This window comes from Defluviimonas aquaemixtae, from assembly GCF_900302475.1.
GTDB lineage: Bacteria > Pseudomonadota > Alphaproteobacteria > Rhodobacterales > Rhodobacteraceae > Albidovulum > Albidovulum aquaemixtae.
The window spans coordinates 440,026-465,259 of the sequence record NZ_OMOQ01000001.1; the positions used below are offsets into that span (position 1 = coordinate 440,026).

The window sequence follows — 25,234 nt, forward strand, 5'->3', positions numbered from 1 at the left end:
CTGCATCTGGCTTTGCGCGCGCCGCTTGATAAACTCGGGGGCAAGGGTTCGGTTCTCGGCATCAATGGGGTGGGATGCAGACAGCGTTCGCGATAGTGGTACTTTGTGCGCTGTTTCTTGTCGCAGCCGTCTTCGCGGCAGCGCGCATGTTTCGCACCCGGATACTGGCCCTGGTCGCGCGGCTGCGCGACAGCCCGACCACAAGGAACCTCGAAGCCTCGCTTCCTCCGCTCGTCGCCGACTATGCGCGAAAGGCCGGCGCGGAGCCCGGCGCCAAGCTGCGCGTGGCCAGTTTCAATCAGGAAGGCGAGCTTCGGGTGAAGCAGGGCGGCCCGTTCGCGAAGTTCGCCGCGTGGCAGGTTTCGTCCCTCGGCCGCGCCGGTTTCGTCTGGGACGCGCGGCAGGATTGGGGGCCGTTCACCAGGTTCAGGGTGCTCGACAGCTACGTCGGCACCAAGGGCCGGCTCGAAGCGCGCATACTCGGGGCCATCCCGGCGGCGCGGGCCGAGGGCGACGACATCGACCTTGCCGAAGCCTATCGCTACCTTGCCGAGTTGCCCTGGCTTCCGGACGCGATCCTCGGCAATCCCGAGCTTGCTTGGCGGGTGACCGGCGCGGACACGGTCGAGGTCCGGCTGAAGACGCAATCAGGGCCCGCGCGGGTTTCGTTCCGCTTCAACGCCGAAGGCGATATCGTAGCGATGGCGGCCAAGGGCCGGCCTGCGCGCGACGCTTCCGGCACGAAGGCGGACTACATGTGGCGCGGCCGCTTTTCGGACTATCGCCAGATCGGACCTCGCCGCCTGCCGGCAGTGGGCGAAGTCGGCTATGTCTACCCATCGGGCTATGAGCCCTATTTCCGCTGCCGCCTCACCGAGTATCACCTCACGGAGTGACGCCGGAGATGGCGACACGAGCTATCCCCGCCATGCTTGGCGAGCCTTTCTCCTGCGGTCAAAAAGGGCGCTTCCGGTGACTTCAAGGGCCCGCTAGTGTCGGCCCATGGCCACCGCTCCCCGATTCATCCATCTCCGCGTTCATACCGAGTACTCGCTGCTCGAAGGCGCCGTGCCGCTGAAAAAGCTCGTCGGGCTATGCGACAAGATGTCGATGCCCGCGATCGCCGTGACGGACTCCAACAACATGTTTGCGGCGCTGGAGTTTTCGGTGCTGGCGAAGGGGGCGGGGGTGCAGCCCATCGTCGGCTGCCAGATTGCGCTCGACCACGATCCCGTCCAGCCGGGCGAGCGCGCCCGCCCGCCCGCACCCGTCGTTCTTCTCGCGCAGAACGAGGCGGGCTACATGAACCTCATGAAGCTCAATTCCTGCCTCTATCTTCGGGGCGACGGCGCGCTTGCGCATGTGACGCCGGAAGAACTGGAACAGCACGCGGACGGGCTCATCTGCCTGTCCGGCGGCCCAGACGGACCCGTAGGCCGTCTCTTGCAGGCCGGGCAGGGCGCGAAGGCGGAGGCGCTCATCAAGCGTCTCGCCGCCGCCTATCCCGACCGGCTCTACGTCGAGCTTCAGCGCCATCCGGGCGAGGGCGGACAGTATACCGAGGCCGAACGGGCGACCGAGCGCGGCCAGATCGAGCTGGCCTATGCGCTGCACCTGCCGCTCGTCGCCACCAACGATGTCTATTTCCCGAAGCCTGACATGTACGAGGCGCACGATGCGCTGATCTGCATTGCCGAGGGCGCCTACGTCGATCAGCAGGAGCCACGCCGTCGCCTGACGCCGCAGCACTACCTTAAGTCGCCCGACGAAATGGCGGCGCTGTTCGCCGATCTGCCCGAGGCGCTGGAAAACACCATAGAGATCGCAAAGCGCTGCGCTTTTGCCGCCGAGAAGCGCCAGCCCATTCTGCCGAAATTCGCCGATGACGAGGTCCAGGAACTTCGCCGTCAGGCGACGGAAGGCCTGAAGGGACGTCTCGCCGTCATACCCCACGCCGCTCCCATCGAGGACTACGAGAAGCGGCTCGACTTTGAACTCGGCATCATTGAGCAGATGGGCTTCCCCGGCTACTTCCTGATCGTCGCCGACTTCATCAAATGGGCCAAGGATCACCATATCCCCGTCGGCCCGGGCCGAGGCTCCGGTGCGGGTTCGCTCGTGGCCTACGCGCTCACGATCACCGACCTCGATCCGCTACGCTACTCGCTCCTGTTCGAGCGGTTCCTGAACCCCGAACGGGTCTCGATGCCCGACTTCGATATCGACTTCTGCATGGACCGCCGCGAGGAGGTCATCGGCTACGTGCAGGAGAAATTCGGCCGCGAGAAGGTCGCCCAGATCATCACCTTCGGCGCGCTCCTGTCGAAGGCGGCGGTCCGCGACGTCGGCCGCGTCCTCCAGATGCCCTACGGCCAGGTGGACCGGCTGTCGAAGCTCATTCCGGTCGAGGGTGTCAAGCCGGTCTCCATCGAGAAGGCATTGGCCGACGAACCCCGCCTGCGCGAAGCCGCCCGCGCTGAGGAGGTCGTCCAGCGCCTTCTCGACTACGGCCAAAAAATCGAGGGGCTACTGCGCAACGCTTCCACACATGCAGCGGGCGTCGTGATCGGCGACCGACCGCTTGACGAGCTGGTGCCGCTCTATCAGGACCCGCGCTCCACCATGCCCGCGACCCAGTTCAACATGAAGTGGGTCGAGCAGGCCGGCCTCGTGAAGTTCGACTTCCTCGGGTTGAAGACGCTGACCGTCATTCAGAATGCCGTGGACCTGATCCGCGCGGGCGGGCGGCAGCTGCACGAGGCGCCCGATGGCCGCAGGCTTTACGAGCCCCCCGAAGGGGCCGAGAACGACATCGGCGCGACCCCCTTGGACGACGAGCCCACCTACAAGCTCTACGCCGCCGCGAAGACCGTCGCCGTCTTCCAGGTGGAAAGCTCTGGCATGATGGACGCGCTGAGGCGCATGAAGCCGACCTGCATCGAGGACATCGTCGCGCTCGTGGCGCTCTACCGGCCCGGCCCGATGGAGAACATCCCGACCTATTGCGACGTGAAGAACGGGGTGAAGGCGCTTGAATCCATTCACCCTTCCATCGACCACATCCTCGCGGAGACGCAGGGCATCATCGTCTACCAGGAACAGGTGATGGAGATCGCGCAGGTCATGGCGGGCTACACGCTCGGCGGCGCCGACCTTCTCCGTCGCGCGATGGGCAAGAAGATCGCCGAGGAAATGGCCAAGGAGCGGCCGAAGTTCATCGACGGCTCCGTCGCCAACGGCGTCGACAAGAAGAAGGCCGGCGAAGTCTTTGACCTTCTGGAGAAATTCGCGAATTACGGCTTCAACAAATCGCATGCCGCCGCCTATGCCGTGGTCAGCTACCAAACTGCTTGGCTGAAAGCCAACCACCCGGTGGAGTTCATGGCTGGCGTTATGAACTGCGACCTCCATCTGACTGATAAGCTTGCGATTTACGCCGAAGAAGTACGCCGGGGCCTCGGCATCACGATCGTGCCGCCCTGCGTGAACCGGTCGCAGTCGACGTTCTCGGTCGCTGGCGGCGAGATCGTCTATGCGCTCGGCGCGCTGAAGAATGTCGGCGTCGAAGCGATGAAGCTGATCGTCGAGGCCCGGGGGACGAAGCCCTTCGCCACACTCTTCGACGTCGCCCGCCGGGTGGACCTCAAGCGGATCGGCAAGCGGCCCCTGGAGATGCTTGCCCGCGCCGGGGCCTTCGATCAGCTCGACCCGAACCGGCGGCGCGTCTTCGAGTCGCTCGATCCTCTGATGGCGTGGTCGGCCTCGGTCCACGAGGCGCGCGCCTCGGCCCAGGTCTCGCTCTTCGGCGAGGCGGGCGACGACCTGCCCGAACCGCGCCTGCCGAACCCCGACGACTGGCTGCCGACCGAACGGCTGGCCGAGGAGCACCAAGCGATCGGCTTCTACCTCTCCGGGCATCCCCTCGACGATTACGCGGTGGCGATGAAGCGCAAGAACCTGATGACGCTCGCCGAGTTGCAGGCCAAGGCCGAGCGCGACGGCGCGGCGGTGGCGCGCGTCGGCGTGCTTGTCTCAGGGCTTAAGGACCGCAAGTCGGCGCGCGGCACACGCTACTTCCGGCTGAACATCTCCGACCCGACCGGGCAGGTCGCGGGCATCGCGCTTTTCGCCGAGGATTTCGACGCCTGCCGGCGCGTCTTCGACCAGACGAGCCAGGTCGTGATGACGCTCGAGGCGCGGTTCAACGAGGGCCAGTTCGATCCGGTCGCCCGCTCCGTTGCGCCGATGGAGAATGTCGTCGCCGACGCGGTCGCGGCGGGGTTGAGGATCCATGTCGACGCGGAGGCAGCCGTCGCCTCGGTCGCTGGCCTTCTCGTCCGGATGGCCGAGGATGGCGCATCCCGCGCGCGCGGCCCGGTCTCGTTTTGCATCGCCGATTTCGGCACAGGGGCAGAGGTCGAGGTCGTCGCGGGCGACAGCTTCCCTGTCAGCCCGCAGATCCGAGGCGCGATCAAGGCCATGCCCGGCGTCATGCATGTCGAGGAGGTGTGAGCGTCGAACCGCGTCCGACGCCCAGTCGATCAGACCTCGACGAGCGGCGCAAACCCGCCGTAGATCAGCCGTTTGCCGTCGAACGGCATCGGGTTCTTCTCGGGGTTCATGCGCGGATCGGCCTTTTCCGGATTGTTCATCCAATCGGTCATCTTCGCAAAAGCCTTGTCGCGCGTTGCCTTGTCGGGCCACTCGATCCAGGAAAAGACCACCGTCTCGTCCTCCTTCGCCTGAACGGCCTTGCGGAAATCGGTGACCTTGCCGTCGGGCACGTCGTCGCCCCAGCACTCGACCACGCGCGTCGCGCCAAGGTCGATGAACACGCTGTCGCCGAGCTTCGCGTGCTCCACGAACTTCTCCTTGTTGGCGGTCGGCACAGCGATCACAAATCCATCAATGTAGCTCATGTCATCGCTCCTTCTGGCGCTTTCGCCGCAGCTTCCAGCCCGGCAATGTCGATCTTCTTCATCTGCATCAGTGCCGGCCAGACCTTCGCGGCCTGGGGGCCGGACAGCAGTTCAACCGACCGTTTCGGAACGATCTGCCATGACAGCCCGAACCTGTCCTTTAACCAGCCACACTGGCTCTCGGCGCCGCCATCTGCGATCAGCGCTTCCCACAGTCGGTCCGTCTCCGTCTGGTCTTCGGTGCTGACCGATATTGACGCTGCCTCGTCGAGCGTGAAGTGCGGCCCGCCGTTCAGCGCCTGATAAGGCGTCCCGGCCAGCGTGAACTCTACCACCAAAACTCTGCCCGGCTCGTACATGTCCTGGCCTTCGGGATAGCGGCTCACGCGGTCGATCCGGCTACCGGGCATAAGCGATACATAGAACTCCGCCGCCGGAAGCGCCTGGTCGTCGAACCACAGGCAGGTGCGTACCTTGGGTTGTTCGTTCATCACAAGTCTCCTTAGCTAAAGCGACTTCGCCAGTGTCTCGAGCTGGTCCGCCGCCTTTCCCCAGCCTTCGCGGAACCCCATCTGCTCGTGTTCCTTGAGCGTGTCCTCGTTCCAGTGCATCGCGCGGGCGATGTAGCGGGTCTTGCCGCCGCCGGCGTCCTCGAAGCGCATTTCGGCCGCCATGAACGCGCGCCCGTTCGGTATCCAGCCGGGGCGGAAGGCGTCCGTGGTCACCAGCCGCCTCTGGGGCTCGATTTCCAGAAAGACGCCCATGTTGTCGAACTTCTCGCCATTTGGGCCGTGCATGACCGAGGAGAATTCGCCGCCGGGCTTCAGGTCGATCTTGGCATCGCTGACATACCAAGGTTTCGGGCAGAACCATTTCTCCAAAAGCTCCGGCTCGGTCCAGCAGCGCCAGACCTTGTCGACCGGCGCGTCGATCACGCGCTCGAGCGTCAGGACATGTTCGGGTCCGGCTTCAGTCTTCGTCGTCATTGGTCCTCTCCTCAAGGGGGGCTCGGATTTGGGATTGCGGCCGAACGCGCCGAGCCGGGTCGTGCTAACCGGTTGGGTGTCCGGCACCGGATGCTGCAGAGCATTCGAACAGCATTTCGATGTAGTGGCCGAGATGGTCGAGGCTTTCGACCGCGCGCCTAGGATCACCGCTCGCCTTGGCGAGAATGAACGCCCCCTGAATGACCGCCTGTGTGTGCAGCGCCAGGCTTTCGGCCGTCCAGTCGGCGTCGGCCCCGCGTTCGCGCAGCGCCGCCTCGATGTCGGGAATGAGCGTTGCGGCATGGCCCGAGATACTGTCCCAGCAGGCGTCCCGGATCGCCGGGTTCGAGCCGTAGGCCTCCTGAACCATGGTGCCGACGAGGCAGGTGAAGTCCGGCAGATCGCCCTGGATGATCGCCTTGCGGAAAGCGACATAGGCTAGCACCCTCTTGGCCGGATCGGCAGGGGCGTGATAGGGCGCGCCGGCGAAAAACCCGCCGGTCATCTCGGTCCAGTGCGCAGCTGCGGCCACCGCCAGATCCTCCTTGCTGCGAAAATGGTGGAAGAAGGCACCCTTGGTGACACCGGCCTCAGAGCAGATGTCATCGACGGAGGTCGCCGAATAACCCTTGGTCCGGATGACCTTGAGGGCGGCGTCGAGCAGCTTCGAACGGCCATCGGGTTTCCTGGGCGACTCAGTCATCTTGATCCTCCTCGAAGTGAACATACCAACCGGTTGGTAGGCATGCCAACGAAATGATACGGGGTCGGCAGAATTTGGCCGGCCGCGCCTGACGGCGGTCATGGCCCGGAACGCGAAGGCGGGCTGTGCGTTTTCAAGTCAGTCGTTGGGAGGCAATTCCCGCGACAGTCCGCGGCAGCGAGGGCGACGGCAAGAAAGGAGACGATCGATGCGTGACATGATCGAACGGATTGCACTTGTTTGCGTTCTCGCGAATGCGCCCCTGATGGGGATCGCGCAGACCGCCACGACGGACCAGGACGGCACCGCTGCAGATCCGGCGCAGACCGAGCAGACCTCCCCGGCGGCGACGAACACTGCGGCCGCACCGGCGGAGGGCGTGCCCGAGGTGATGCCTGAACCCATCGAGGGGCAGATCGTGCTTCAGAGCGAGGATTCGATTCTGGCCAGCGATCTCATGGGGCTGACGGTCTATTCGGCGACGGACGAATCCGTTGGCGACATCAATGACGTCATCGTCAAGCTCGACGGTACCGTGGAGGGTGTCGTGGTCGGCGTCGGCGGGTTCCTCGGCATGGGCGAGAAGGATGTCGCGATCGAGATGGACAGGATCCAGCTCGCGTCGCCGGACGAAGGCGGCATGCGCCTCGTTCTCAGCGCTACGCGCGCGGATCTCGACGCCGCGCCTGCCTTCAAGACCGCCGCCGAGCAGAGGCTCGAATCCGAGGCCGAACAGATGCAGCAGCAAATGGAGAACGGCGTCGCCCCGGCAGAAACCAACTGACCGCTGCGGCGGTCAGAGCTTCGACTGGCGGAGCACGAAGCACCGACGAGACTGGCGGGTCGCAGCCCGGCTCCGGCCCGCTAGGCCGCGTACGCCTGGTCACTCCCTCAGCCGCGCACCGAACGTGCGCGCGATGGTCACCGACAGAACGATCCGCACCAGGTGGTGCGCCGTCACGTAGAGGATCGACATGTTCAGGCTGAGCGCGATCAGCCCCATCTCGACAAGGCCCCCCGGCGCGAAGGCGAGGAAAATCGTCCTTGCCGGCTCGCCGACGATCCCGGCGATCGAGAGCGAGAGCACGACCGCGCCCCCGATCGTGACCACCGCGTTCGCGAGCGCCAGCAGGGCTGCATCGAGGATGCGCCGCTTCGGCATGCCCGCGAACCGCACGCCGAGCGAGGTGCCGATCACGACCTGCGTCGCGGCGATCAGCCAGCCGGGCGGCACTGCTTGGGTCAGTCCCGCGACGTGGGCTGCGCCGGACAGGAGGATCGGGCCCAGCACGTGGCCCGCCGGCAGCTTCAGCCTAACCCCGATAACCGCACCAACCACCGCCGCCGCAATGAGAAGCGCCGCGTCCCGGAGGCCCATCGCATGACCAGCCACAGCCGCCCCACCCGCCGAGCCCACCGCGTGGCCCTCCATCAGGGTGAAGGCGAGCGGAACGAGGATGATCGTCAGGATCAGCCTGAGGAACTGAAGCATGGCGAGCATCGGGACATCGGCGCCCGCCTCCTCGCCCATCTGCACGGTCTCGACCAGACCGCCGGGGGCGGTGCCGTAGAACGCGGTCAGCCGGTCCACGCGGCCGATCGCGGTCAGAAGCCGGTAACCGCCGTAGTGCACCGCCGGGATGAAGAGGCAGAGCGCGATGAGCGACGGGATCCATTCCGGCGCCTCGGTCAGGATCTCGGGCCGCGCCGCGCCGCCGATGGCGACCCCGATCACCGGGATGAACAGCATTCGAAGCTGCTGCGGCGCCTGCGGCACCCGGCCCAAGGGCTTCAGCCCCGCGACGGAGGCTGCTCCGACCGCCAAAAGGGATCCCAAAAGCATGGGCAGGGGCAGATGCAGCGCCGCCGCCGCAAAGCCTCCCGCTGTGCCCAACGCGTAGGTCAGGCAGACGGTCGGCCAGTGCGGTGCCGTGATCAGGGTCCTGAGGAACTGGCGCATGAAGGTCTCGGAATGGCGGGCGACGAAAATCGCCCGGCCGCAAACCTGTCAGGGGCTGCGGGGAAGGGCAAGGCTACGTGCGACCGGGAAAGGGCATGCGGAATCGCATCCGGGTGATGCCTCCGGGTCTGCTAGAACACCCGTTGGACGGCGCGCGACAGGAAAAAGCCGTGCCCGTCGAGGTTTCGGCATTCCAGCCCCTCGGTCGAGGAATGACAGACGAAACCGCCGAACGTTCCGGTGACGCCGTATTCCGCGCGGTCGAATCCTTCACGCAGGTAGCTGACCGGTTCGCAAAGCATCTGTACCGGCCCGTGGTCGGTCATGTAGAAGCTGTGCCCCCAGTCCGTGACACAGCCCGCCGGACGCGGCGCGGCCGGCGGGCCGTGGCGCTCGACGATCATGCAGTGGATGTCGGATGAGTCCTGCTCCAATCCGACCGAGCACTGGATGTTCTCCGACGGGGTTTCGAAAGTGAAGACATCCGCGGCGGCGGGCGGGGCCGCGACGAAAAAGAGCGGCAAGAGTTGGCGAATAATGGTTGGGGTCTCAATCGGCTTGGTCGTGAACTTTCCCATGGTCTCAGGCCGACGCGGCTTTGTCATGTCCCGCAGCACTCGCCCCGGCCCGCCCGAACCGCGCGGTCACCAGTGCGGCGGTTTCTGATCTGCCAAGGGGATCGTGCCGGATGCAGCCACCTCGGCCTCGGCCGCCCGCTCCATCAGAACCGTGACGCGCCGGGTCAGCGTGTCGATTTCGCGCACCTGCCGCGCGACCACCTCGGACAGGTCGTCGACCGCGCGCCTCAGATGCGCGATCTCCTCCTCCGCCTTCTCCAGCCTCTCATCCATCGCCGCTCCTTTCCGCGCCGGGGCGCCTTACGCATGCCAGACGCTTGCCAGACGATTTGCCGACGGTCTGCCTACGCCCTGATCCGGCCGCCGCTGCCGCTTGTTCACCGCCCCCCCATCCGTTACACCCGCGCCCGAACGTTTGTGAAGGGTCGGGCCATGGCCAAGGACAAGGGACCGAGAAGACCGCGCGCGGAGACGCCGAAGGGCTTTCGCGACTATTTCGGCGCCGAGGTGACCGAACGCAAGGCGATGCTCGACACGATCGCCAATGTCTACCACCGCTACGGCTTCGATCCCCTGGAGACGTCCGCCGTCGAAACCCTTGATGCGCTTGGAAAATACCTGCCCGACGTCGACCGCCCGAACGAGGGCGTCTTCGCCTGGGAGGACGAGGCCGAGGGCTGGCTCGCGCTCCGCTACGACCTGACGGCACCCCTCGCGCGGGTCGCGGCGCAGTTCCGCAACGACCTGCCCACACCCTACCGCCGCTATGCGATGGGCCCGGTCTGGCGCAACGAGAAGCCCGGCCCGGGGCGGTTTCGCCAGTTCTATCAATGCGATGCGGATACGGTGGGGTCGGCTTCGGTGGCGTCGGACGCGGAGATCTGCGCCATGCTCGCGGATGCCTTGGAGGAGGTCGGCATTCCGCGCGGCGACTACGTCGTTCGGGTAAACAATCGTAAAGTATTGAATGGTGTAATGGAGGTCGCGGGTGTCCTGGACCCCGCCGATCCGGAAAAATTCGCGCACGAACGCGGCATCGTCATGCGCGCCATCGACAAGCTTGACCGGCTGGGCGAGGAAGGCGTGCGCGCGCTTCTCGGAAAAGGCCGCAAGGACGAGAGCGGCGACTTTACCGAAGGGGCAGGGCTTTCGGGCGAACAGGCCGAGAAGGTGATGGGCTTTGTCAATGCCGCCCAAATTGTTGAGGACGAGTTGCGCGATGGGCCACCAAACCCGGACAACCGGATGCCGGGCGGCATGGGTCTTACGCTGGACAATCCGCATGAGCGGACTGAGCATGCCGGTCAGGCTTGGAACTGGGCGGTACTTGATCACCTAATGCGCCTCGTTGGGCCGACCGAAGTTGGCTTCCAAGGGCTTCAGGAACTTGGGGAAATATCAGACCTGCTCAAAGCGCAAGGCTACGGCCCCGACCGCATCGTCATCGACCCCTCCGTCGTCCGCGGCCTCGGCTACTATACCGGCCCGGTCTTCGAGGCCGAACTGACATTCGAGATCACCGACGACAAGGGCCGCCCCCGCCAGTTCGGCTCGGTCGCCGGCGGTGGGCGCTACGACGACCTCGTCAAGCGCTTCACGGGCCAGGCGGTGCCCGCGACCGGCATCTCGATCGGCGTCGACCGTCTGCTTGCCGCGCTCCACGCCAAGGGGCGGATGCAGGCCGACACGCGCGGCCCTGTCGTCGTGACCGTCATGGACCGCGACCGGATGGCCGATTATCAGCAGATGGCAGGCGAACTTCGCCAGGCGGGCATCCGCGCCGAGGTCTATCTCGGCAACCCCAAGAATTTCGGCAACCAATTGAAATACGCAGATAAACGGAACTCCCCCGTCGCCGTGATCCAAGGCTCGGACGAGGCGAGCCGAGGCGTCGTGCAACTCAAGGATCTCTTCCTCGGCGCCAAGATCGCGGCCGAGGCGACCCACGAAGAATGGAAGAGCCAGCCCGCGCAATCGGAAGTTGCCCGCGCCGACCTCGTGGCCGAGGTGCGCAGGCTTCTGGGGCAGGGCTGAATGATCGGCAAGCCGGAGGCCAGGGCCGAGGCCGACCGCCTCATGGCCGCCTTCCGCAAGGCGGGCGCGGTGCCAGTCGAGGCCGACATCCTGCAACCGGCCGAGGTGCTTCTCGACCTCTACGGCGAGGATATTCGCGCCCGCGCCTACGTGACCGCCGATCCCCTGCGCGGCGAGATGATGCTGCGCCCCGACTTCACCGTCCCGGTTGTTCAGATGCACATGGAAGATGGCGCCGAGCCTGCGCGCTACTGTTATGCGGGCGAGGTCTTTCGCAAGCAGGAGCATCTGAGCGAAAGAAAATCTGAATATTTCCAAGCCGGTTACGAGGTCTTCACCCGCGACAACCCGGCCGCCGCGGACGCGGAGGTCTTTGCGCTCTTCGCCGAACTCCTCGCTCCCTTGAAGCTCAGGGCGGCTACCGGCGATATCGGAATCCTCACGGCCGCCGTCCGGGGCCTGAAGACGCTCGAAACCCGCAAGGCAGCGCTGCTTCGGCACATCTGGCGCCCTCGCCGTTTCACGCAGCTTCTCGATCGTTTCGGAGGCCGCGTGGGAGTACCAGAAACTCGCGCCCGATTGCTAGCCACCGTCGCTGCAGGTGAAGCGCCGGCCACGGCGCCCGCGATCGGCCTGAGGACCGAGGCGGAAATCGCAGGACGGCTCGCGGCCCTTCAGGAGGATGCCGCCGCCCAGCCCATCGCGGCGGAGGAGGTCGCGCGGCTCGACGACCTTCTGAACCTGACCGCGAAAAGCCCCGCCGCGCTCGGCCACCTGCGGGAAATGGCGCGCGACGTGCCGACGATCGTGCCCGCCGTCGACCGGATGGAGGCGCGGCTTGGTGCATTGTCTGCCAAGGGCGTCGATGTCGACGCGCTCGATTTCGAGGCGAGCCACGGCCGCACCACGCTCGAATACTACGACGGCTTCGTCTTTTCCTTCCACGCCGCCGACCCGCACCTGCCGCCGGTCGCCTCGGGCGGTCGCTACGACGCGCTGACGGCGGTTCTCGGCCAGGGCCGCTCGATCCCCGCCGTCGGCGGCGTGGTCCGGCCGGGCCTTGTGGCAGAACTCAAGGAGGCGGCACGATGCTGAAGCTCGGCGTCCCTTCCAAGGGCCGGCTGATGGAGCAGACGTTCGACTGGTTCGGCGCGCGCGGCGTGACGCTCCGCCGTGCCGGGTCGGACCGCGACTATGCGGGCAGTGTCGATGACGCCGACGGGCTCGAGCTGGTTCTATTGTCCGCAGGAGAGATTCCCCGCGAACTGGCGACGGGCCGCATCCATCTCGGGGTCACGGGGTCCGACCTCGTCCACGACAGACTTGCCGACTGGGACCGGCAGGTGGCCGAGCTGACGCCAATGGGCTTCGGCCAGGCCGATCTCGTCCTCGCAGTGCCGGCGTGCTGGCCTGACGTCGACACTCTCGACGACCTCGACGCCGCGGCCGCGGCCTTCCGCCGCGCCCACGGCTTCCGGCTGCGCGTCGCCACGAAGTACCACCGGCTCGTGCGCGAGTTCCTTCGGGCGAACGGCGTCGCCGACTACCAGCTCGTCGACAGCCAGGGCGCGACCGAGGGCACCGTGAAGAACCTCACCGCCGAGGCGATCGCCGACATCACCTCCACCGGCGAGACGCTCCGCGCCAATCACCTCAAGACCCTCGCAGACGGCCTCGTCCACCAAAGCCAGGCAACGCTCTACGCCTCGCGCAGGGCCGATTGGGGCAACGGCGCCGCCGACATCCTTGCCGATCTCGCCCCTCGCCTCGACGTGGATCCGGCCGCGCTCTGACCTTCTTCTGTCTTCTGTTTGAGACTACTCCCGGGGGAGACCGCCAGAGGGCAGCGCCCCCCAGCTTCGTCGGTGCTCACCGAAGCCCGATCTTGGCGAGCGCCAACGCCATCTCCTCGGGCAGGGCGCTGTCCTTGGCGCGGACCTTCGGCAGATCCCGTGGTGCGTCCTTCGCCTCGAGATACCGCCAGCCCTGGAACGGTCGGCGCGGTGCGGCCTCGGTCCGGATCACCTCCCGATCCATGATGATGCCGCAGCGCCGGATACCGTCGGCCCCTTCGATGTCGTCCAGCCGGACGATGCGCTGGCGGCAGAGGATCATCCCCTTCACGACCCAGTAGAGCGACCCGCCCGCGAGGATCTCGGCCTCGCGCTTCGGCCACATGCGCGTAATGTGGCGCCGCTCTCCGGTCGCGAAGGGCGAGGGGTGGGTGCGGTGCCAGTCCAGCAGGTTGTCGACGCTGTCCGCGCCCACGCAAAGCTTCAGGAGATTCACGAATCCGGTCATTCCACCCCCAAGACCTTGCTATTCTAGACGCCCCACCCGCGAGATCAAGTTGACCGGGCGACGTTGGAGGCGTATCGTGAGTGCCCTTTCCGAAGACCAAGGACCCCGCCCGAATGACCCGTTTCACCGCCCCGATCGCCGAGCAGATCTGGGACATGAAATATCGCTTCAAGGAAGCGGATGGCACGCCCATCGACGGAACCGTCGAAGACACCTGGCGCCGCGTCGCACGCGCGACCGCGGCGGTCGAGGAGAACCCCGCCGAGTGGGAGGACCGGTTCTATAACGCGCTCGAGGATTTCCGTTTCCTCCCCGCCGGGCGCATCACAGCGGGCGCGGGTACCGGGCGCTCGGTCACGCTTTTCAACTGCTTCGTCATGGGCACGATCCCCGACAACATGGGCGGCATCTTCGACGCGCTGAAGGAGGCCGCGCTGACCATGCAGCAGGGCGGCGGCATCGGCTATGACTTCTCCACCATCCGCCCGCGTGGGGCCGAGGTGAAGGGCGTTGCGGCGGACGCGTCAGGACCTTTGAGCTTCATGGACGTGTGGGACGCGATGTGTCGCACGATCATGTCCGCCGGGTCGCGCCGGGGCGCGATGATGGCGACGATGCGCTGCGATCACCCCGATATCGAAGACTTCATCGGGGCCAAGCAGAACGCGGCGCGCCTTCGGATGTTCAACCTCTCGGTCCTCGTCACCGATCCGTTCATGGAGGCGGTCAAGGGCGACAAGGCCTGGGAACTGACATTTGGTGGCAAAGTCTACAAGACAGTTCAGGCGCGCGATCTCTGGAACCGGATCATGCGGGCGACCTACGATTATGCCGAGCCCGGCGTTATCTTCATCGACCGCATCAACGCGATGAACAACCTCAACTACGCCGAGACCATCGCCGCGACCAATCCCTGCGGCGAGCAGCCGCTGCCGCCCTATGGCGCCTGTCTTCTCGGCTCAATCAACCTCGCACGGCTGGTCTGGCATCCGTTCGAGAAGCGCGCCCATCTCTGCAAGACGGCGCTCGACGATCTCACTCGCACCGCCGTCCGGATGATGGACAACACCGTCGATGCCTCGCGCTTCCCGTTGCCCGAGCAAGCGCAAGAGGCGCAGGCGAAGCGGCGTATCGGGCTGGGCGTCACCGGCCTTGCGGACGCGCTCCTGATGGTGGGCCTGCGCTACGGATCGGAAGAGGCCGCGGAGCAGACCGAGGAGTGGATGCACGCGATCGCGCGTTCTGCCTATCTGGCCTCGGTCGAGCTCGCCAAGGAGAAGGGAGCTTTTCCGCTCTTCGACGCTGAGAAGTTCCTCGCCTCAGGCAACATGGCGAACATGGACGAGAATGTGCGGGAGGCCGTCGCCGAACACGGCATCCGCAACGCGCTTCTGACCTCCGTCGCGCCCACCGGCACGATCAGCCTCTATGCCGGCAATGTCTCATCCGGCATCGAACCGGTCTTCGCCTATTCCTACAAGCGCAAGGTCCTGCAGAAGGACGGCTCGCGGACCGAGGAAGAGGTCGTCGACTACGCCGTCCAGCTCTGGCGCGAACGCTTCGGCGACAAGCCGCCGCCAGAGCATTTCGTGAACGCCCAGACCCTGCCGCCCTTGGACCATGTCCGCATGCAGGCCGCCGCGCAGAAATGGGTGGATTCGTCGATATCGAAGACGATCAACTGCCCAGAGGAGATTAGCTTCGAGGCCTTCAAGGACGTCTACATGGCGGCCTGGGATCAGGGCTGCAAAGGGTGCACGACCTACCGGCCGAACGCAGTGACGGGAAGCGTACTGTCGGTGTCCGCGAAGGAAGACAGGGCGCCGGAAGCCGATACCGGTGCCGAGGTCGTCTATCTGTCCGAGCCGCTCGACCGTCCGCAGGCCTTAGAGGGCGCGACGTACAAGCTCAAATGGCCCGACAGCGAACACGCGATCTACATCACGATCAACGACATCGTGCAGGGCGGCGTGCGGCGGCCCTTCGAGGTCTTCATCAACTCGAAGAACATGGAGCATTTCGCCTGGACTGTGGCGCTGACGCGCATGATCTCCGCGGTATTCCGGCGTGGTGGTGACGTGTCCTTCGTGGTCGAGGAGCTCAAGGCGGTCTTCGACCCGCGCGGTGGGGCCTGGATGCAGGGGCGATACATCCCCTCCATTCTCGCCGCGATTGGCGGCGTGATCGAACGCCACATGATCGCCATAGGATTCCTGGAAGGCGAAGGGCTTGGCCTCAAGTCCGATCCGAAGTCGCAAGTGATGGCGGTGGGCGAGGCCCCTCGCGGTCCGGCATGCCCGTCCTGCGGCCAATTTGGCATGCAGATGATCGAGGGCTGCCTGACATGCCCGAACTGCGGCCATTCAAAATGCAGCTGACTTTCGCGAATGCGTGAGAGCAATTGGGCGAGGACCGGAGCGCAATTCACGAAACGGATCGAGGCGCATTTCAGACGCTGGAGCGTTGGTCTGCGAACCACTACCGTCATTCGGTGATGAAACGGCGCATCATCTGGGCCTCCTGACCTTCCATGAGTTTCTGCGCGATCTGCATGTGCGATTGCATGATAGTGCGAGCGGCATCCGCGTCGCCCTCGCGGAGCGCCTGCACAAGCCGCTCTTGATGATCGCGTCCGCGTTCCCAAAGCTCGATATTCGGCGGCGAGTAGAGGTGGCGATAAACCGTGAGGTCCGCCAGCATGCTGACAATGAAGTCGATGAGGAAGGCGAGCATGGCGTTGCCAGCATGCGACGCTAGCAGACCGTGGAATCTGAGCGATCGGATATGATAGTCACGTTCCTCCTCCAGCGTGCTGGAAGGCTCCGAATACGTCGCGATGTTGGCTTCTAACTCACTGAGCGCCGCATCGCTCAGTCGTCCGGCAAGCGAGGCGGCCATCTCCGGTTCGAGAATCCGGCGCAACTGGTAGATGTCGGCGATGGTCAGGTTCTTGAAATAGAAGTAGTTGCCTAACAAAGCACGCGCGCGCTCTTTCGACACTTCATGCACGAAACTGCCGCCCCCGGGACCGGTACGGGTGGAAATCAGGCCCTGTGCTTCGAGTATCCGCATGGCCTCGCGGATCGTGCCCTTGGCCATGCCGAAGCGTTCGATCAGTTCCGGTTCGCTCGGCAGGCGGTCACCGGCCTGCAAGCCGTGTTCGACCACCCAGGTCTTTATGGCCTCGGCGACCTGAACCGGGCGGCTCAGTCGCGGCTCATCCTTCGATCGGGTGGTGGCAGGCGGCAAACTGGTCTTCTCCCATCTGTTCAAGTCGCGGTTCGATTGTCCGGCAACGATCCGTTACCCTCGGACAGCGCCCGGCGAAGGCGCATCCCGGCGGCGGGTTCAGGGGATCGGGCAACTCGCTGTCCTTTTGTTCGGGCGCCGTCAGGGGCCGGCCGACAACCGGCGCGCTGTCGGCCAGCAGTTTCGTATAGGGGTGCTTCGGGCTTTTGAAGATGTTCTCGGCCCGGCCGATTTCAACGACCGAGCCGAAGTAGAGGACGACAACGCGATCACTCACGGCCTCCACGACCGCCAGGTCGTGGCTGATGAACAGATAGGTCAGGTTGAACTGGGTCTTGAGATCGGCAAGGAGGTTCAGGACCTGCGCCTGGACCGAGACGTCGAGCGCCGAAACGGGTTCGTCAAGGATGATGATCCTTGGGTTCGCGGCGAGTGCCCGGGCGATTCCGATCCGCTGCGCCTGACCGCCCGAAAACTCGTGCGGGTAGCGGTCCAGGAACTCTTCGCGCAAGTTCACCGCATCGAAAATTTCGCGGATGCGGGCGTCGCGCGCCGGCCGGTCCATCCCGTGCAGGCGCTTCAGTGGGGCCTCCAACACCTGACGGATCGTCTTGCGCGGGTTGAGGCTGCTGATCGGGTCCTGGAAAACATATTGGATCATGCGCCCGAATTGGGCGGGGTCGGCATTGTCGAGCGCCCTGCCCTCGATCTGGATATGGCCGGTGGTCGGCGCGAGCAGGCCAACGAGCATCCTGGCGAATGTGGACTTGCCACAGCCCGACTCGCCGACGACGCCCAGTGTCTCGCCGGTTGCGACATCGAAGGACATCGGCCTGACCGCGCGGACGCCCGGCCTCTCCGGGCCGAAAAGTGTTCGTGCCCGCGGAAAGGTCTTCGACAGATTTTCAACCCGCAGCGCGTGCATGGATCGCCTCCTCCGGGAAGTGGCAGCGGACGGCGCGGCTTCCGGCGCCGGTCAGGGCGACCTCGCCCGCGCGGCAGCGATCCGTCGCCTTGTCGCACCGGGGCGCAAAGGCGCAACCCTCTGGCAGCTTATCGACGGCCGGTGGCAGGCCGGGGATCGCGGCAAGCCTCCGCCGCCCCTGGCCAAGCTCCGGTACGCAGGCGATCAGCCGCTTGGTGTAGGGGTGGGCCGGCGCCGCGAGCACGGTTTCAGTCGGTCCTTCCTCGACGATACGGCCCGCATACATCACGGCGACCCGGTCGCAGAGTTGGGCGACAACGCCGAAATCATGGGTGATGAAGATGATCGCGAGACCCCGGTCGCGCCTGAGATCGTCAAGAAGCGCGAGGATCTGGGCCTGAACCGTGACGTCAAGCGCCGTTGTCGGTTCGTCCGCGATGATGACGTCGGGATCGTTGGCGAGCGCCATTGCGATGCCGACCCGCTGCCGCATCCCGCCCGACATCTCATGCGGAAAGTTACTGATGCGGCTTTGGGCGTTCGGGATGCGCACCGCCTTGAAGAGCTCGATCGCCCGGGCGCGGGCCTCGGCCTTGCCGATCTCGTGATGCGACCGGATCGCCTCAATGAGCTGGTCGCCCACGCGGTAGAGCGGGTGCAGCGTCGAAAGCGGATCCTGGAAGATATAGGCGACGCGGTCGCCGCGCTTTTGGCGCAGCGTCTCATAGGGCGCGCCGATCAGGTCCTCGCCCTCGAAGCGCACCGCGCCGCCGGTGATGACGCCGGGGGGTGAGGCGACGAGGCCCATCACCGATAGCGCGGTGACGGATTTGCCTGATCCCGACTCGCCGATCACGCCGAGGCACTCGCCGGGCTTCACGGCTAGGCTGACGCCGCCGACGGCCTTGTAGACGCGCTCGCCGACGCGGAACTCGGTCTTCAGGCCCTGGATCGCCAAGAGATCATCGGAAGGGGCGGGGATGTCGCCCTCACGATCCACAAGCGTTGTCGCACGCGGTCGGCTCAGCGCGCCGGACCGTAGCCGCGGGTCGAGCGCATCGCGCACGCCGTCCCCGAGCAGATTGATGCTCATGACGATGAGGAAGATCATGACGCCGGGCACGATCGAGGTATGCGGCGAAGTGATGAGTGCCGAACGCGCTTCGCCGAGCATCGAGCCGAGATCGGCCTGCGGCGGCTGGGAACCGAGGCCAAGGAATGAAAGCCCGGCGGTTTCGAGGATCATCCAGCCGACCGTGGTCGACATTGCGACGATGATCACCGGCATGACATTGGGCAGTAGCTCGGTCAGGATGATGCGGGTATCGCTCATGCCCGACAGCCGCGCCGCGTCGATGAACTCTCGTCCGGCGAGGCCGACGGTGATGCCACGGATGTTGCGGGCGAAGAACGGGATGTTGACGGCGGCGACGGCGATGAGCGCATTCATCAACCCTGGACCCAGCGCCGCGACGATGGCCAGCGCGAGCAGGATATAGGGAAAGGCCATAAGCATGTCGACGCCGCGCATGATCAGATTGTCTGTGCGGCCGCCGAAATAACCTGCGATGATGCCTATGGCAGAACCGATCGTGGCCGCGATCAATGCAGCTGCAATGCCGATGGCGAGCGACAGCCGCGTGCCGTGCAGAAGGCGCGACAGCAGGTCACGGCCGAGGTGATCGGTGCCGAGAGCGTGTCCTTCGCTGAACGGCAGGATGAATCGGTCCGGTGTCGAGGTGACGTTTGGCTCCTGCAGCGGCAGGAACGGCGTGATGATCACGACGACGAGGATGAACGACAGGACAACGGCCCCCATCGTGGCGAGCCGGTTCCGGAAGAGAAGCTTCAGGAACCCGCTCATGTCTTGATCCTCGGATCGAGGATACTTTGCGCGACATCGACCATGATGTTGAAGATCACGTAGCATGCCGCGACGAAGACGACGCCGCCCTGGACCAGCAGGATATCGCGCTTCAGGATCGCGTCGACGAGCATCCGGCCGACGCCGGGCCACTGGAAGACGATCTCGATATAGACCGCGCCGGAGAGGACGAAGCCCGCCTGAATTCCGAGGATCGGAATGATCGAGACCATCGCGGCGCGGAGCGCGTGGCCCATTATGACGCGCCGTTCAGGCACGCCTTTGGCCCGCGCCGTGCGTATGTAGTCCTGCCTGAGCACCTCGAGCATGGCGGAGCGCGCGAGGCGCGCGATGACGCCTGTCGCCACGGCGGACAGCGCGAGCGCGGGCATCATCAGGTGGTGAAGCAGGTCTGGCAGATCGCCGCCGCCATAGATTGCGTACATACCCGAGACCGGAAGCCAGCGCAGGTTCACGGCGAAGAGGAGGATCATCATCATGCCGAGGAAGAATGACGGCACCGAGATACCGATGAGCACCGTGAAGGTGATCGCCTTGTCCGCTACCCCATACTGCCGCGATGCGGAGACGACGCCGGCGAGAATGCCGAGGATCGAGCAGAGGACGAAGGACACGCCGGCGAGAACGAGGGTCGCATTGAAGCGCTCCAGAACCTCGTCCAGAACCGGCCGGTTGAGCGAGAAGGATCGCCCGAAATCGCCCGAGAGCATGTTGCCGAGCCAGATGAAGTAGCGCTGAACCAGCGGTTTATCGAGCCCCAGGTCGCGGTTCAACTTCTCGACATTTTCCGGCGTAGCGTAACTTCCGAGAATCGCGGTCGCCGGATCGCCCGGGATCATCGCCATGATCAAGAAGACGATGATCGTGATCCCCAGAAGCACTGGGACGGCAGAGACCAACCGTTTCAGTATGTAGATGCCCATTTGGCCAATCCCAGCAAAGACGATCCGCGTTCCGCCCGGACCCGTCCACGTCCTTCTTCCGTTTGAGAAATCCTCCGGGGGGTCCCGGGCGGGGCGGCGCAACCCGGCGGGTCGGCCCGCGTGAGCGGGCCGAAACCGTCAGTTCTTCACGACCTCCTGCAGATGCAGCAGGAAGGACGGCTCAAGCTGGAAGTTCTCGACCCGGTCATTCGTGACCGCATTCTGCTTCCAGTTGGCGATAAAGACCCAGGGTGCATCCTCCTGCACGATCGCCTGCATCTCGCGGTAGAGCCGCGCGCGCTCCTCCTGGTCGGTCGCGGTCCGCGCGGCCTCCAGAAGCTCGTCGACCTGCGGGTTCGAATAGTATCCCGAGTTGAAGCCGCCCTTGTCCGGCCAGGCCTCGGTCCTGAGCGCAAGGTAGGGCAGGGTGTCGGGATCGTTCGTCATCCAGGCCATCTCCGCCATGTCGGCCTTGCCTTCGAGGCCCGGGTTCACTTCGCCGAGGAAGGTGTTCCACTCATAGGTCTCGATCTTCACGTCGAGCCCCACCGCCGCCAGATCGGCCTGGATCGCCGTGCCCATCGGCACAGGGTCCAGCATCCCCGAACCGCCTTCGGTCACGTAGAAGGTCAGCGACGCGCCTTCCGCGCCAGCCTCGGCCAGAAGCGCCTTGGCCTTTTCCGGATCGTAGGGGTAGGGGTCGAGCTCGCTGTTATAGGCCCAGGCGAAAGCCGGCGGCGTTGGGCCGGCGGCCACATCGGCCGTGCCTTCCAGCACGTCGTTGACGATCGCCTCCTTGTTGATCGCGTAGTTCGCGGCCTGGCGCACGCGCTGGTCGGCGAACGGACCTTCTTTGGCGTTCAGGATCAGGAACCACAAGTGCGGGCCAGCCTGTTCGACGATGTTGAACGCATCGCCCTCGAACTGCGACAGCGCGGTCGGCGGCACCTCGACCATCATGTCGATGCCGCCCGCGAGCATCTCGGCCACGCGGGTATTGGCGTCGGTGATCGGCCGGAAGACGACCGCCTCGGTCCCCGCGGGATCACCCCAGTAGTCCGGGTTGCGCTCGATGACGACGGCCTCGTTTGAGCGCCATTCGGCGAATATGAACGGCCCCGTGCCGGACGGATTGCGCCCGAATTCGGCGCCATGCGCTTCCACGGCGGCGGGCGAGACGATCAGGCCGGTCGGATAGGCGAGGTTCGACAGGAACGGCGCGTAGGGTGCGTTCAGCGTGAACTTCACCGTCAGATCATCGACCGCCTCGGTCTTCTCGACCGCGCCGAAGAAGAAAGCGAGCGGGAAGGGGCCGGTATCGTGGAAGGGATGCGATTCGTCGAGCATCCGGTCGAAGTTGAACTTGACCGCCTCGGCGTTTAAGGGCGTGCCATCGTGGAACGTGACGCCTTCCCGCAGGCTGAAGGTGTATTCGGTCCCGTCCTCGCTGATCGTCCAGTCAGTAGCGAGGCCCGGCTCGACCTCCAACGTGCCGGACTTATAGCGGACCAGACCCTCATATAGATTCACGAGAATGCGAAAGTCGTTCACGGCGGTCACGGCTGCCGGGTCGAGCGATTTCGGCTCTGCAATCTGACCGACGATCAGGACGCCGGGCGGCGTCTGCGCGCTTGCGGGTGGCAGCGCCACGCCGAGACCCAGCGCGATTCCGGCCGCGGCTAGGAGCCCGCGGCGCGTCCAGTTCAACAGTTTCATTGAGCCTCCTCCCATATTGGCACTACGTCATATTTATCATGATAAATTGCATTGGTCAATTTTTCATGATAAATAAGCAAGAATATGAACCGGGACCGATCATGACCTTTTCGATTCTTGCGCGCGATCCCGAAACCGGGGAACTCGGCGGAGCTGCTGCGACCGGAAGTCTGTGTGTCGGCGGCTGGGTTCTCCGGGGCGATCCGCGCGCCGGACTATCCGCGAGCCAAGGCGCAGCACCGAGCACGCTTTGGGGAGAAGCCGTGCTGGCCGCGATGATGGCCGGCCGCACAACGCAAGAGGCGGTAGACACCGTGGTGAGGCCGGACGGAGGCCGCGATCACCGGCAACTGGCCGCGCTGGCGCCAGATGGCCAGGCAGCCGCCTTCACCGGTGCCGAAAACACTCCCGCAATGGGCGCAAGGATGTTCGACGGGGGTGTGGTTGCGGGCAACCTACTGACCGCAGAAACCGTTCTCGACGCCGTTGCGGCAGGTTATCTCGGCGCAGACGGCACGATCGCCCGGCGGCTTCTCGCGGCGCTGAAGGCCGGTGAAGCAGCCGGTGGAGATTGCCGCGGGTTGATGTCGGCCGCGTTGCTTGTGCTTTCCTCGGACCGCGCGCCTCTTAGCCTGCGCATCGACTACAGCCAGGCGCCGCTATCCGATCTCGCACGCCTTTACGAGAAGGCCACGAGTGGCGACTACCACGAATGGAGCCTGCAAGTGCCTACACTCAACGATCCGGAACGGATCCTTGACTGACTGGGGGCGGTTGGCCGCTGACCGGCTGGATGAGATCGCACAGATTTCCGAGGCGGGCCCGGGCGTTACACGGCTCCCATTCACGTGCGAACACCGTGCGGCCATTGCGCTCTTGCAGGAATGGATGGAAGAGGCGGGGCTGCGCGCCCGTCTCGACGATGCCGGCACGCTTGTAGGACGTCATGAAGGGCGGAGGGGGTCCGGGACCTTCTACCTCGGATCGCACCAGGACAGCGTACGTGAGGGCGGCGCCTATGACGGGATCATGGGTGTCGTCCTGCCAGTCTTGGCGATGCGCCGTCTGAAAGAGGCGGAAGCGCTGCCGCCGGTCTCAGTCGAAATACTGGCTTTCGCCGACGAGGAAGGTGTTCGGTGGCCAACCGCCCTGATCGGACCGCGCGCCATTGCCGGTACCTTCGATCCCGCGGTTCTCGCTATGGAGGACAAGGATGGCGTGACCCTGCGCGCGGCTATCGAAGCTTTCGGTCTCGACCCGGAGCGGATCGCCGACACCAGAAGGCAGAACGAGGATGCGATCGGTTTCCTCGAAACCCATATCGAGCAGGGCCCGGTGCTCGAGGAATGTGGCGCGCCGCTCGGTATCGTCACCGCGATCTGCGGGATAGAACGGCATCAGATTGCCCTTGTCGGGGAGGCCGGCCACGCCGGTACCCTGCCCATGGCATCGCGACGGGATGCGCTCGTCGGCGCTGCGGCGCTCGTGACGGAAACCCACCGTCTCGCCAGCGCGACCAAGGATCTGCGGGCGACCGTTGGCGAGCTTCATGTCTCGCCGAATGGCGTGAACGCCGTGCCGCGCGAGGTCCGAATGACGGTTGAGCTACGCTCGCCGAGCGACGGGATCAGGTCCGATGCCGGACTGCACATCCACGCCTGCGCAGAAAAGGTGGCGTCTGATATCGGGCTGCAAATACGCGCCGAGCGCACCTACGCGCAGCCGGCGCAGCCCTGTGACGCCCGCCTCGCCTCGCTACTCGCCCAAGCAGTGTCAAATCTCGGCGAAGACCCGATACGGCTTCCTTCGGGTGCCACCCACGACGCTTCGGCCATGGCGGATCTTTGCCCAATCGCGATGCTCTTCGTGCGGTGCCGCGGAGGGGTGAGCCACTCGCCGCAAGAATTCGCATCACCGCAGGATCTAGGATATGCCATTGACGCCCTGGCAGGCTTGCTTCAGCAAATCGCGCGGATCTGAGGTGGAGGCCGGAACGTGTCTGGCGGCACAGACGTGGCGTGCCCCCAGATCGAGGGCAACCCTCAAGAGATCAGCGAGCAGCTATATCGCAAAGTGCGGACCGCGGACATTTGCGAATCCGAAGAGTGGAGAGGCCAGTAGCGACTTGCGGGCATCAACGGTCTGACCTTGCCGCGCCGCTCACGAACGTCGGAAACGGGATAGCGCAAAGCGGCAGTCTGAGCTGTGTGAAAGCCCTGAGAGAACTCTACCCATCCTTGCGCGTCAGCGCGAACTGGATGCCCCATGGATCGGCCACCTGCAACCTTCCCGCATTACGGTTGACGATTGAATCGTGGGCTTCCGGTGCCGCCAGAAGTTCCACCTCGGCAAGACCGGTAGCAGGGTCGCTGCGTGGTCCGGCACCGCGACTGTTCCAGATATTGGTGGCCAGATGGTGGTGATAGCCGCCTGAGCCGTAAAAGGCGGCACCGGCGTAGTGCTGCGTGAGGTTCAGGCCGAGCGTGCCAGTATAGAAAGCCTCTGCCTCGGGCAGGGAGCCGACTTGCAGATGGACATGGCCGACCACGGTTCCTTCCGGCGCTCCGTGCCACGAAGCCGTGGCGGCGGCGGCCAGGCTCTGGACGTCGAGCGGCTCGGTCACCATCGCAATCTCGCGGCCCTTGCGCGGCCACTCGTCGCGCGGGCGGTCGCGGTAGATCTCGATTCCGTTGCCCTCGGGGTCGGTGAGGTAGATCGCCTCGCTGACGCCGTGGTCGGATGCGCCGGTGACCGGCAAACCTTCAGCCGAGGCATGGTGCAGCCAAGCGGCGAGATCGGAGCGAGCGGGCAGGAGGAAGGCGGTGTGGAACAGACCCGCCTCGCGCGGGGAAGCGCGCCGCGCGGCGGGGTCAGAGCGAAGCTCCAGGAGCGTTCGCCCGCCCGCGCCGAGGGTTCGGAGTTCGCCGTCCGAGGACAGCGCGTCGAGGCCTAGAAGCGTCTCGTAGAACGCTGCGACGGTCGCGATGTCGTTGACGGTCAGCGCGACACGGCCGATCTCGACGGGGGCGGTGCTGGTGTGCATCTGGAGCCTCGC

Annotated in this window: 23 protein-coding genes; 9 read left to right on the forward strand and 14 right to left on the reverse strand. The window is 65.2% G+C overall.

Going from position 1 to position 25,234, the window contains the following annotated elements:
- Window positions 1-74: 74 nt before the first annotated feature.
- Together DEA8626_RS02180 and dnaE are read left to right on the forward strand one after the other, a co-directional pair.
- Entirely contained in the window at window positions 75-896 is an 822-nt protein-coding gene (locus DEA8626_RS02180; RefSeq protein WP_108851422.1) for a DUF6544 family protein, read from the forward strand.
- Between the two features lie 106 nt (window positions 897-1,002).
- Window positions 1,003-4,512, forward strand: a complete 3,510-nt coding sequence (gene dnaE, locus DEA8626_RS02185) for a DNA polymerase III subunit alpha (protein ID WP_108851423.1) — start codon at window positions 1,003-1,005, stop codon at window positions 4,510-4,512.
- A 29-nt stretch (window positions 4,513-4,541) separates the two neighbouring features.
- Here the strand turns inward: dnaE and DEA8626_RS02190 are convergent, their stop codons facing one another.
- The 4 genes from DEA8626_RS02190 to DEA8626_RS02205 all read right to left on the reverse strand — a co-directional run bounded on the left by DEA8626_RS02190 (window position 4,542) and on the right by DEA8626_RS02205 (window position 6,608).
- Complete coding sequence (locus DEA8626_RS02190; protein WP_108851424.1) at window positions 4,542-4,919, reverse strand: DUF1428 domain-containing protein; 378 nt, start codon at window positions 4,917-4,919, stop codon at window positions 4,542-4,544.
- Window positions 4,916-5,410 (reverse strand): VOC family protein, encoded by a 495-nt coding sequence (locus DEA8626_RS02195; RefSeq protein WP_108851425.1) that lies wholly within the window; start codon window positions 5,408-5,410, stop codon window positions 4,916-4,918. Before DEA8626_RS02195 ends, DEA8626_RS02190 begins: the two co-directional genes overlap by 4 nt.
- Window positions 5,411-5,425: 15 nt before the next feature.
- Window positions 5,426-5,905, reverse strand: a complete 480-nt coding sequence (locus DEA8626_RS02200) for an SRPBCC family protein (protein WP_108851426.1) — start codon at window positions 5,903-5,905, stop codon at window positions 5,426-5,428.
- Between the two features lie 64 nt (window positions 5,906-5,969).
- Window positions 5,970-6,608, reverse strand: a complete 639-nt coding sequence (locus DEA8626_RS02205; RefSeq protein WP_108851427.1) for a TetR/AcrR family transcriptional regulator — start codon at window positions 6,606-6,608, stop codon at window positions 5,970-5,972.
- Window positions 6,609-6,816: 208 nt separating this feature from the next.
- Here DEA8626_RS02205 and DEA8626_RS02210 point away from each other — a divergent pair, with 208 nt between their 5' ends.
- Window positions 6,817-7,392, forward strand: a complete 576-nt coding sequence (locus DEA8626_RS02210) for a PRC-barrel domain-containing protein (protein ID WP_181366330.1) — start codon at window positions 6,817-6,819, stop codon at window positions 7,390-7,392.
- Window positions 7,393-7,491: 99 nt separating this feature from the next.
- Here DEA8626_RS02210 and DEA8626_RS02215 read toward each other — a convergent pair whose 3' ends face one another.
- The 3 genes from DEA8626_RS02215 to DEA8626_RS02225 form a co-directional block, all read right to left on the reverse strand.
- Window positions 7,492-8,568, reverse strand: a complete 1,077-nt coding sequence (locus DEA8626_RS02215) for an AbrB family transcriptional regulator (RefSeq protein WP_108851429.1) — start codon at window positions 8,566-8,568, stop codon at window positions 7,492-7,494.
- Between the two features lie 131 nt (window positions 8,569-8,699).
- Window positions 8,700-9,173, reverse strand: coding sequence for a DUF6636 domain-containing protein (locus DEA8626_RS02220; RefSeq protein ID WP_245890714.1), 474 nt, complete (start codon window positions 9,171-9,173; stop codon window positions 8,700-8,702).
- A gap of 39 nt (window positions 9,174-9,212) precedes the next feature.
- A complete protein-coding gene (locus DEA8626_RS02225; protein WP_108851430.1) occupies window positions 9,213-9,419 on the reverse strand; it encodes a SlyX family protein in 207 nt (68 codons plus the stop codon).
- Window positions 9,420-9,578: 159 nt separating this feature from the next.
- Here DEA8626_RS02225 and hisS point away from each other — a divergent pair, with 159 nt between their 5' ends.
- From hisS to hisG, 3 genes are read left to right on the forward strand one after another with little or no spacing between them, the layout of a single operon-like run.
- Window positions 9,579-11,180, forward strand: a complete 1,602-nt coding sequence (gene hisS / locus DEA8626_RS02230) for a histidine--tRNA ligase (RefSeq protein ID WP_108851431.1) — start codon at window positions 9,579-9,581, stop codon at window positions 11,178-11,180.
- The gene (locus DEA8626_RS02235) at window positions 11,181-12,275 is read left to right on the forward strand and encodes an ATP phosphoribosyltransferase regulatory subunit (protein WP_108851432.1); all 1,095 of its coding nucleotides are present in this window, start codon (window positions 11,181-11,183) and stop codon (window positions 12,273-12,275) included.
- Window positions 12,269-12,973, forward strand: a complete 705-nt coding sequence (gene hisG, locus DEA8626_RS02240; protein ID WP_108851433.1) for an ATP phosphoribosyltransferase — start codon at window positions 12,269-12,271, stop codon at window positions 12,971-12,973. The genes DEA8626_RS02235 and hisG overlap by 7 nt, the downstream gene beginning before the upstream one ends.
- A 76-nt stretch (window positions 12,974-13,049) precedes the next feature.
- On the opposite strand, the gene DEA8626_RS02245 is transcribed toward hisG, so the two are convergent.
- Window positions 13,050-13,481: a DUF1489 family protein gene (locus DEA8626_RS02245; protein ID WP_108851434.1), complete on the reverse strand. Its 432-nt coding sequence runs from the start codon at window positions 13,479-13,481 to the stop codon at window positions 13,050-13,052.
- Between the two features lie 113 nt (window positions 13,482-13,594).
- On the opposite strand from DEA8626_RS02245, the gene DEA8626_RS02250 reads away from it, so the two are divergent.
- On the forward strand, window positions 13,595-15,859 hold the full coding sequence (locus DEA8626_RS02250) for an adenosylcobalamin-dependent ribonucleoside-diphosphate reductase (RefSeq protein ID WP_108851435.1): 2,265 nt from the start codon (window positions 13,595-13,597) through the stop codon (window positions 15,857-15,859).
- Between the two features lie 106 nt (window positions 15,860-15,965).
- Here DEA8626_RS02250 and DEA8626_RS02255 read toward each other — a convergent pair whose 3' ends face one another.
- The 5 genes from DEA8626_RS02255 to DEA8626_RS02275 all read right to left on the reverse strand — a co-directional run bounded on the left by DEA8626_RS02255 (window position 15,966) and on the right by DEA8626_RS02275 (window position 22,179).
- Entirely contained in the window at window positions 15,966-16,730 is a 765-nt protein-coding gene (locus DEA8626_RS02255; protein WP_108851436.1) for a FadR/GntR family transcriptional regulator, read from the reverse strand.
- A complete protein-coding gene (locus DEA8626_RS02260) occupies window positions 16,699-17,655 on the reverse strand; it encodes an ABC transporter ATP-binding protein (RefSeq protein ID WP_108851437.1) in 957 nt (318 codons plus the stop codon). The genes DEA8626_RS02255 and DEA8626_RS02260 overlap by 32 nt, the downstream gene beginning before the upstream one ends.
- A complete protein-coding gene (locus DEA8626_RS02265) occupies window positions 17,636-19,519 on the reverse strand; it encodes a dipeptide/oligopeptide/nickel ABC transporter permease/ATP-binding protein (protein ID WP_108851438.1) in 1,884 nt (627 codons plus the stop codon). Before DEA8626_RS02265 ends, DEA8626_RS02260 begins: the two co-directional genes overlap by 20 nt.
- Window positions 19,516-20,463 (reverse strand): ABC transporter permease, encoded by a 948-nt coding sequence (locus DEA8626_RS02270; RefSeq protein WP_108851439.1) that lies wholly within the window; start codon window positions 20,461-20,463, stop codon window positions 19,516-19,518. The genes DEA8626_RS02265 and DEA8626_RS02270 overlap by 4 nt, the downstream gene beginning before the upstream one ends.
- Before the next feature lie 138 nt (window positions 20,464-20,601).
- On the reverse strand, window positions 20,602-22,179 hold the full coding sequence (locus DEA8626_RS02275) for an ABC transporter substrate-binding protein (protein WP_108851440.1): 1,578 nt from the start codon (window positions 22,177-22,179) through the stop codon (window positions 20,602-20,604).
- A 101-nt stretch (window positions 22,180-22,280) separates the two neighbouring features.
- Between DEA8626_RS02275 and DEA8626_RS02280 the strand changes: the two genes are divergently transcribed.
- Both DEA8626_RS02280 and DEA8626_RS02285 read left to right on the forward strand, forming a co-directional pair.
- On the forward strand, window positions 22,281-22,943 hold the full coding sequence (locus tag DEA8626_RS02280; RefSeq protein WP_108853285.1) for a DUF1028 domain-containing protein: 663 nt from the start codon (window positions 22,281-22,283) through the stop codon (window positions 22,941-22,943).
- Complete coding sequence (locus DEA8626_RS02285; protein ID WP_108851441.1) at window positions 22,936-24,159, forward strand: M20 family metallo-hydrolase; 1,224 nt, start codon at window positions 22,936-22,938, stop codon at window positions 24,157-24,159. Before DEA8626_RS02280 ends, DEA8626_RS02285 begins: the two co-directional genes overlap by 8 nt.
- Before the next feature lie 247 nt (window positions 24,160-24,406).
- Here the strand turns inward: DEA8626_RS02285 and DEA8626_RS02290 are convergent, their stop codons facing one another.
- Complete coding sequence (locus DEA8626_RS02290) at window positions 24,407-25,222, reverse strand: VOC family protein (RefSeq protein WP_108851442.1); 816 nt, start codon at window positions 25,220-25,222, stop codon at window positions 24,407-24,409.
- Window positions 25,223-25,234 lie beyond the last annotated feature (12 nt).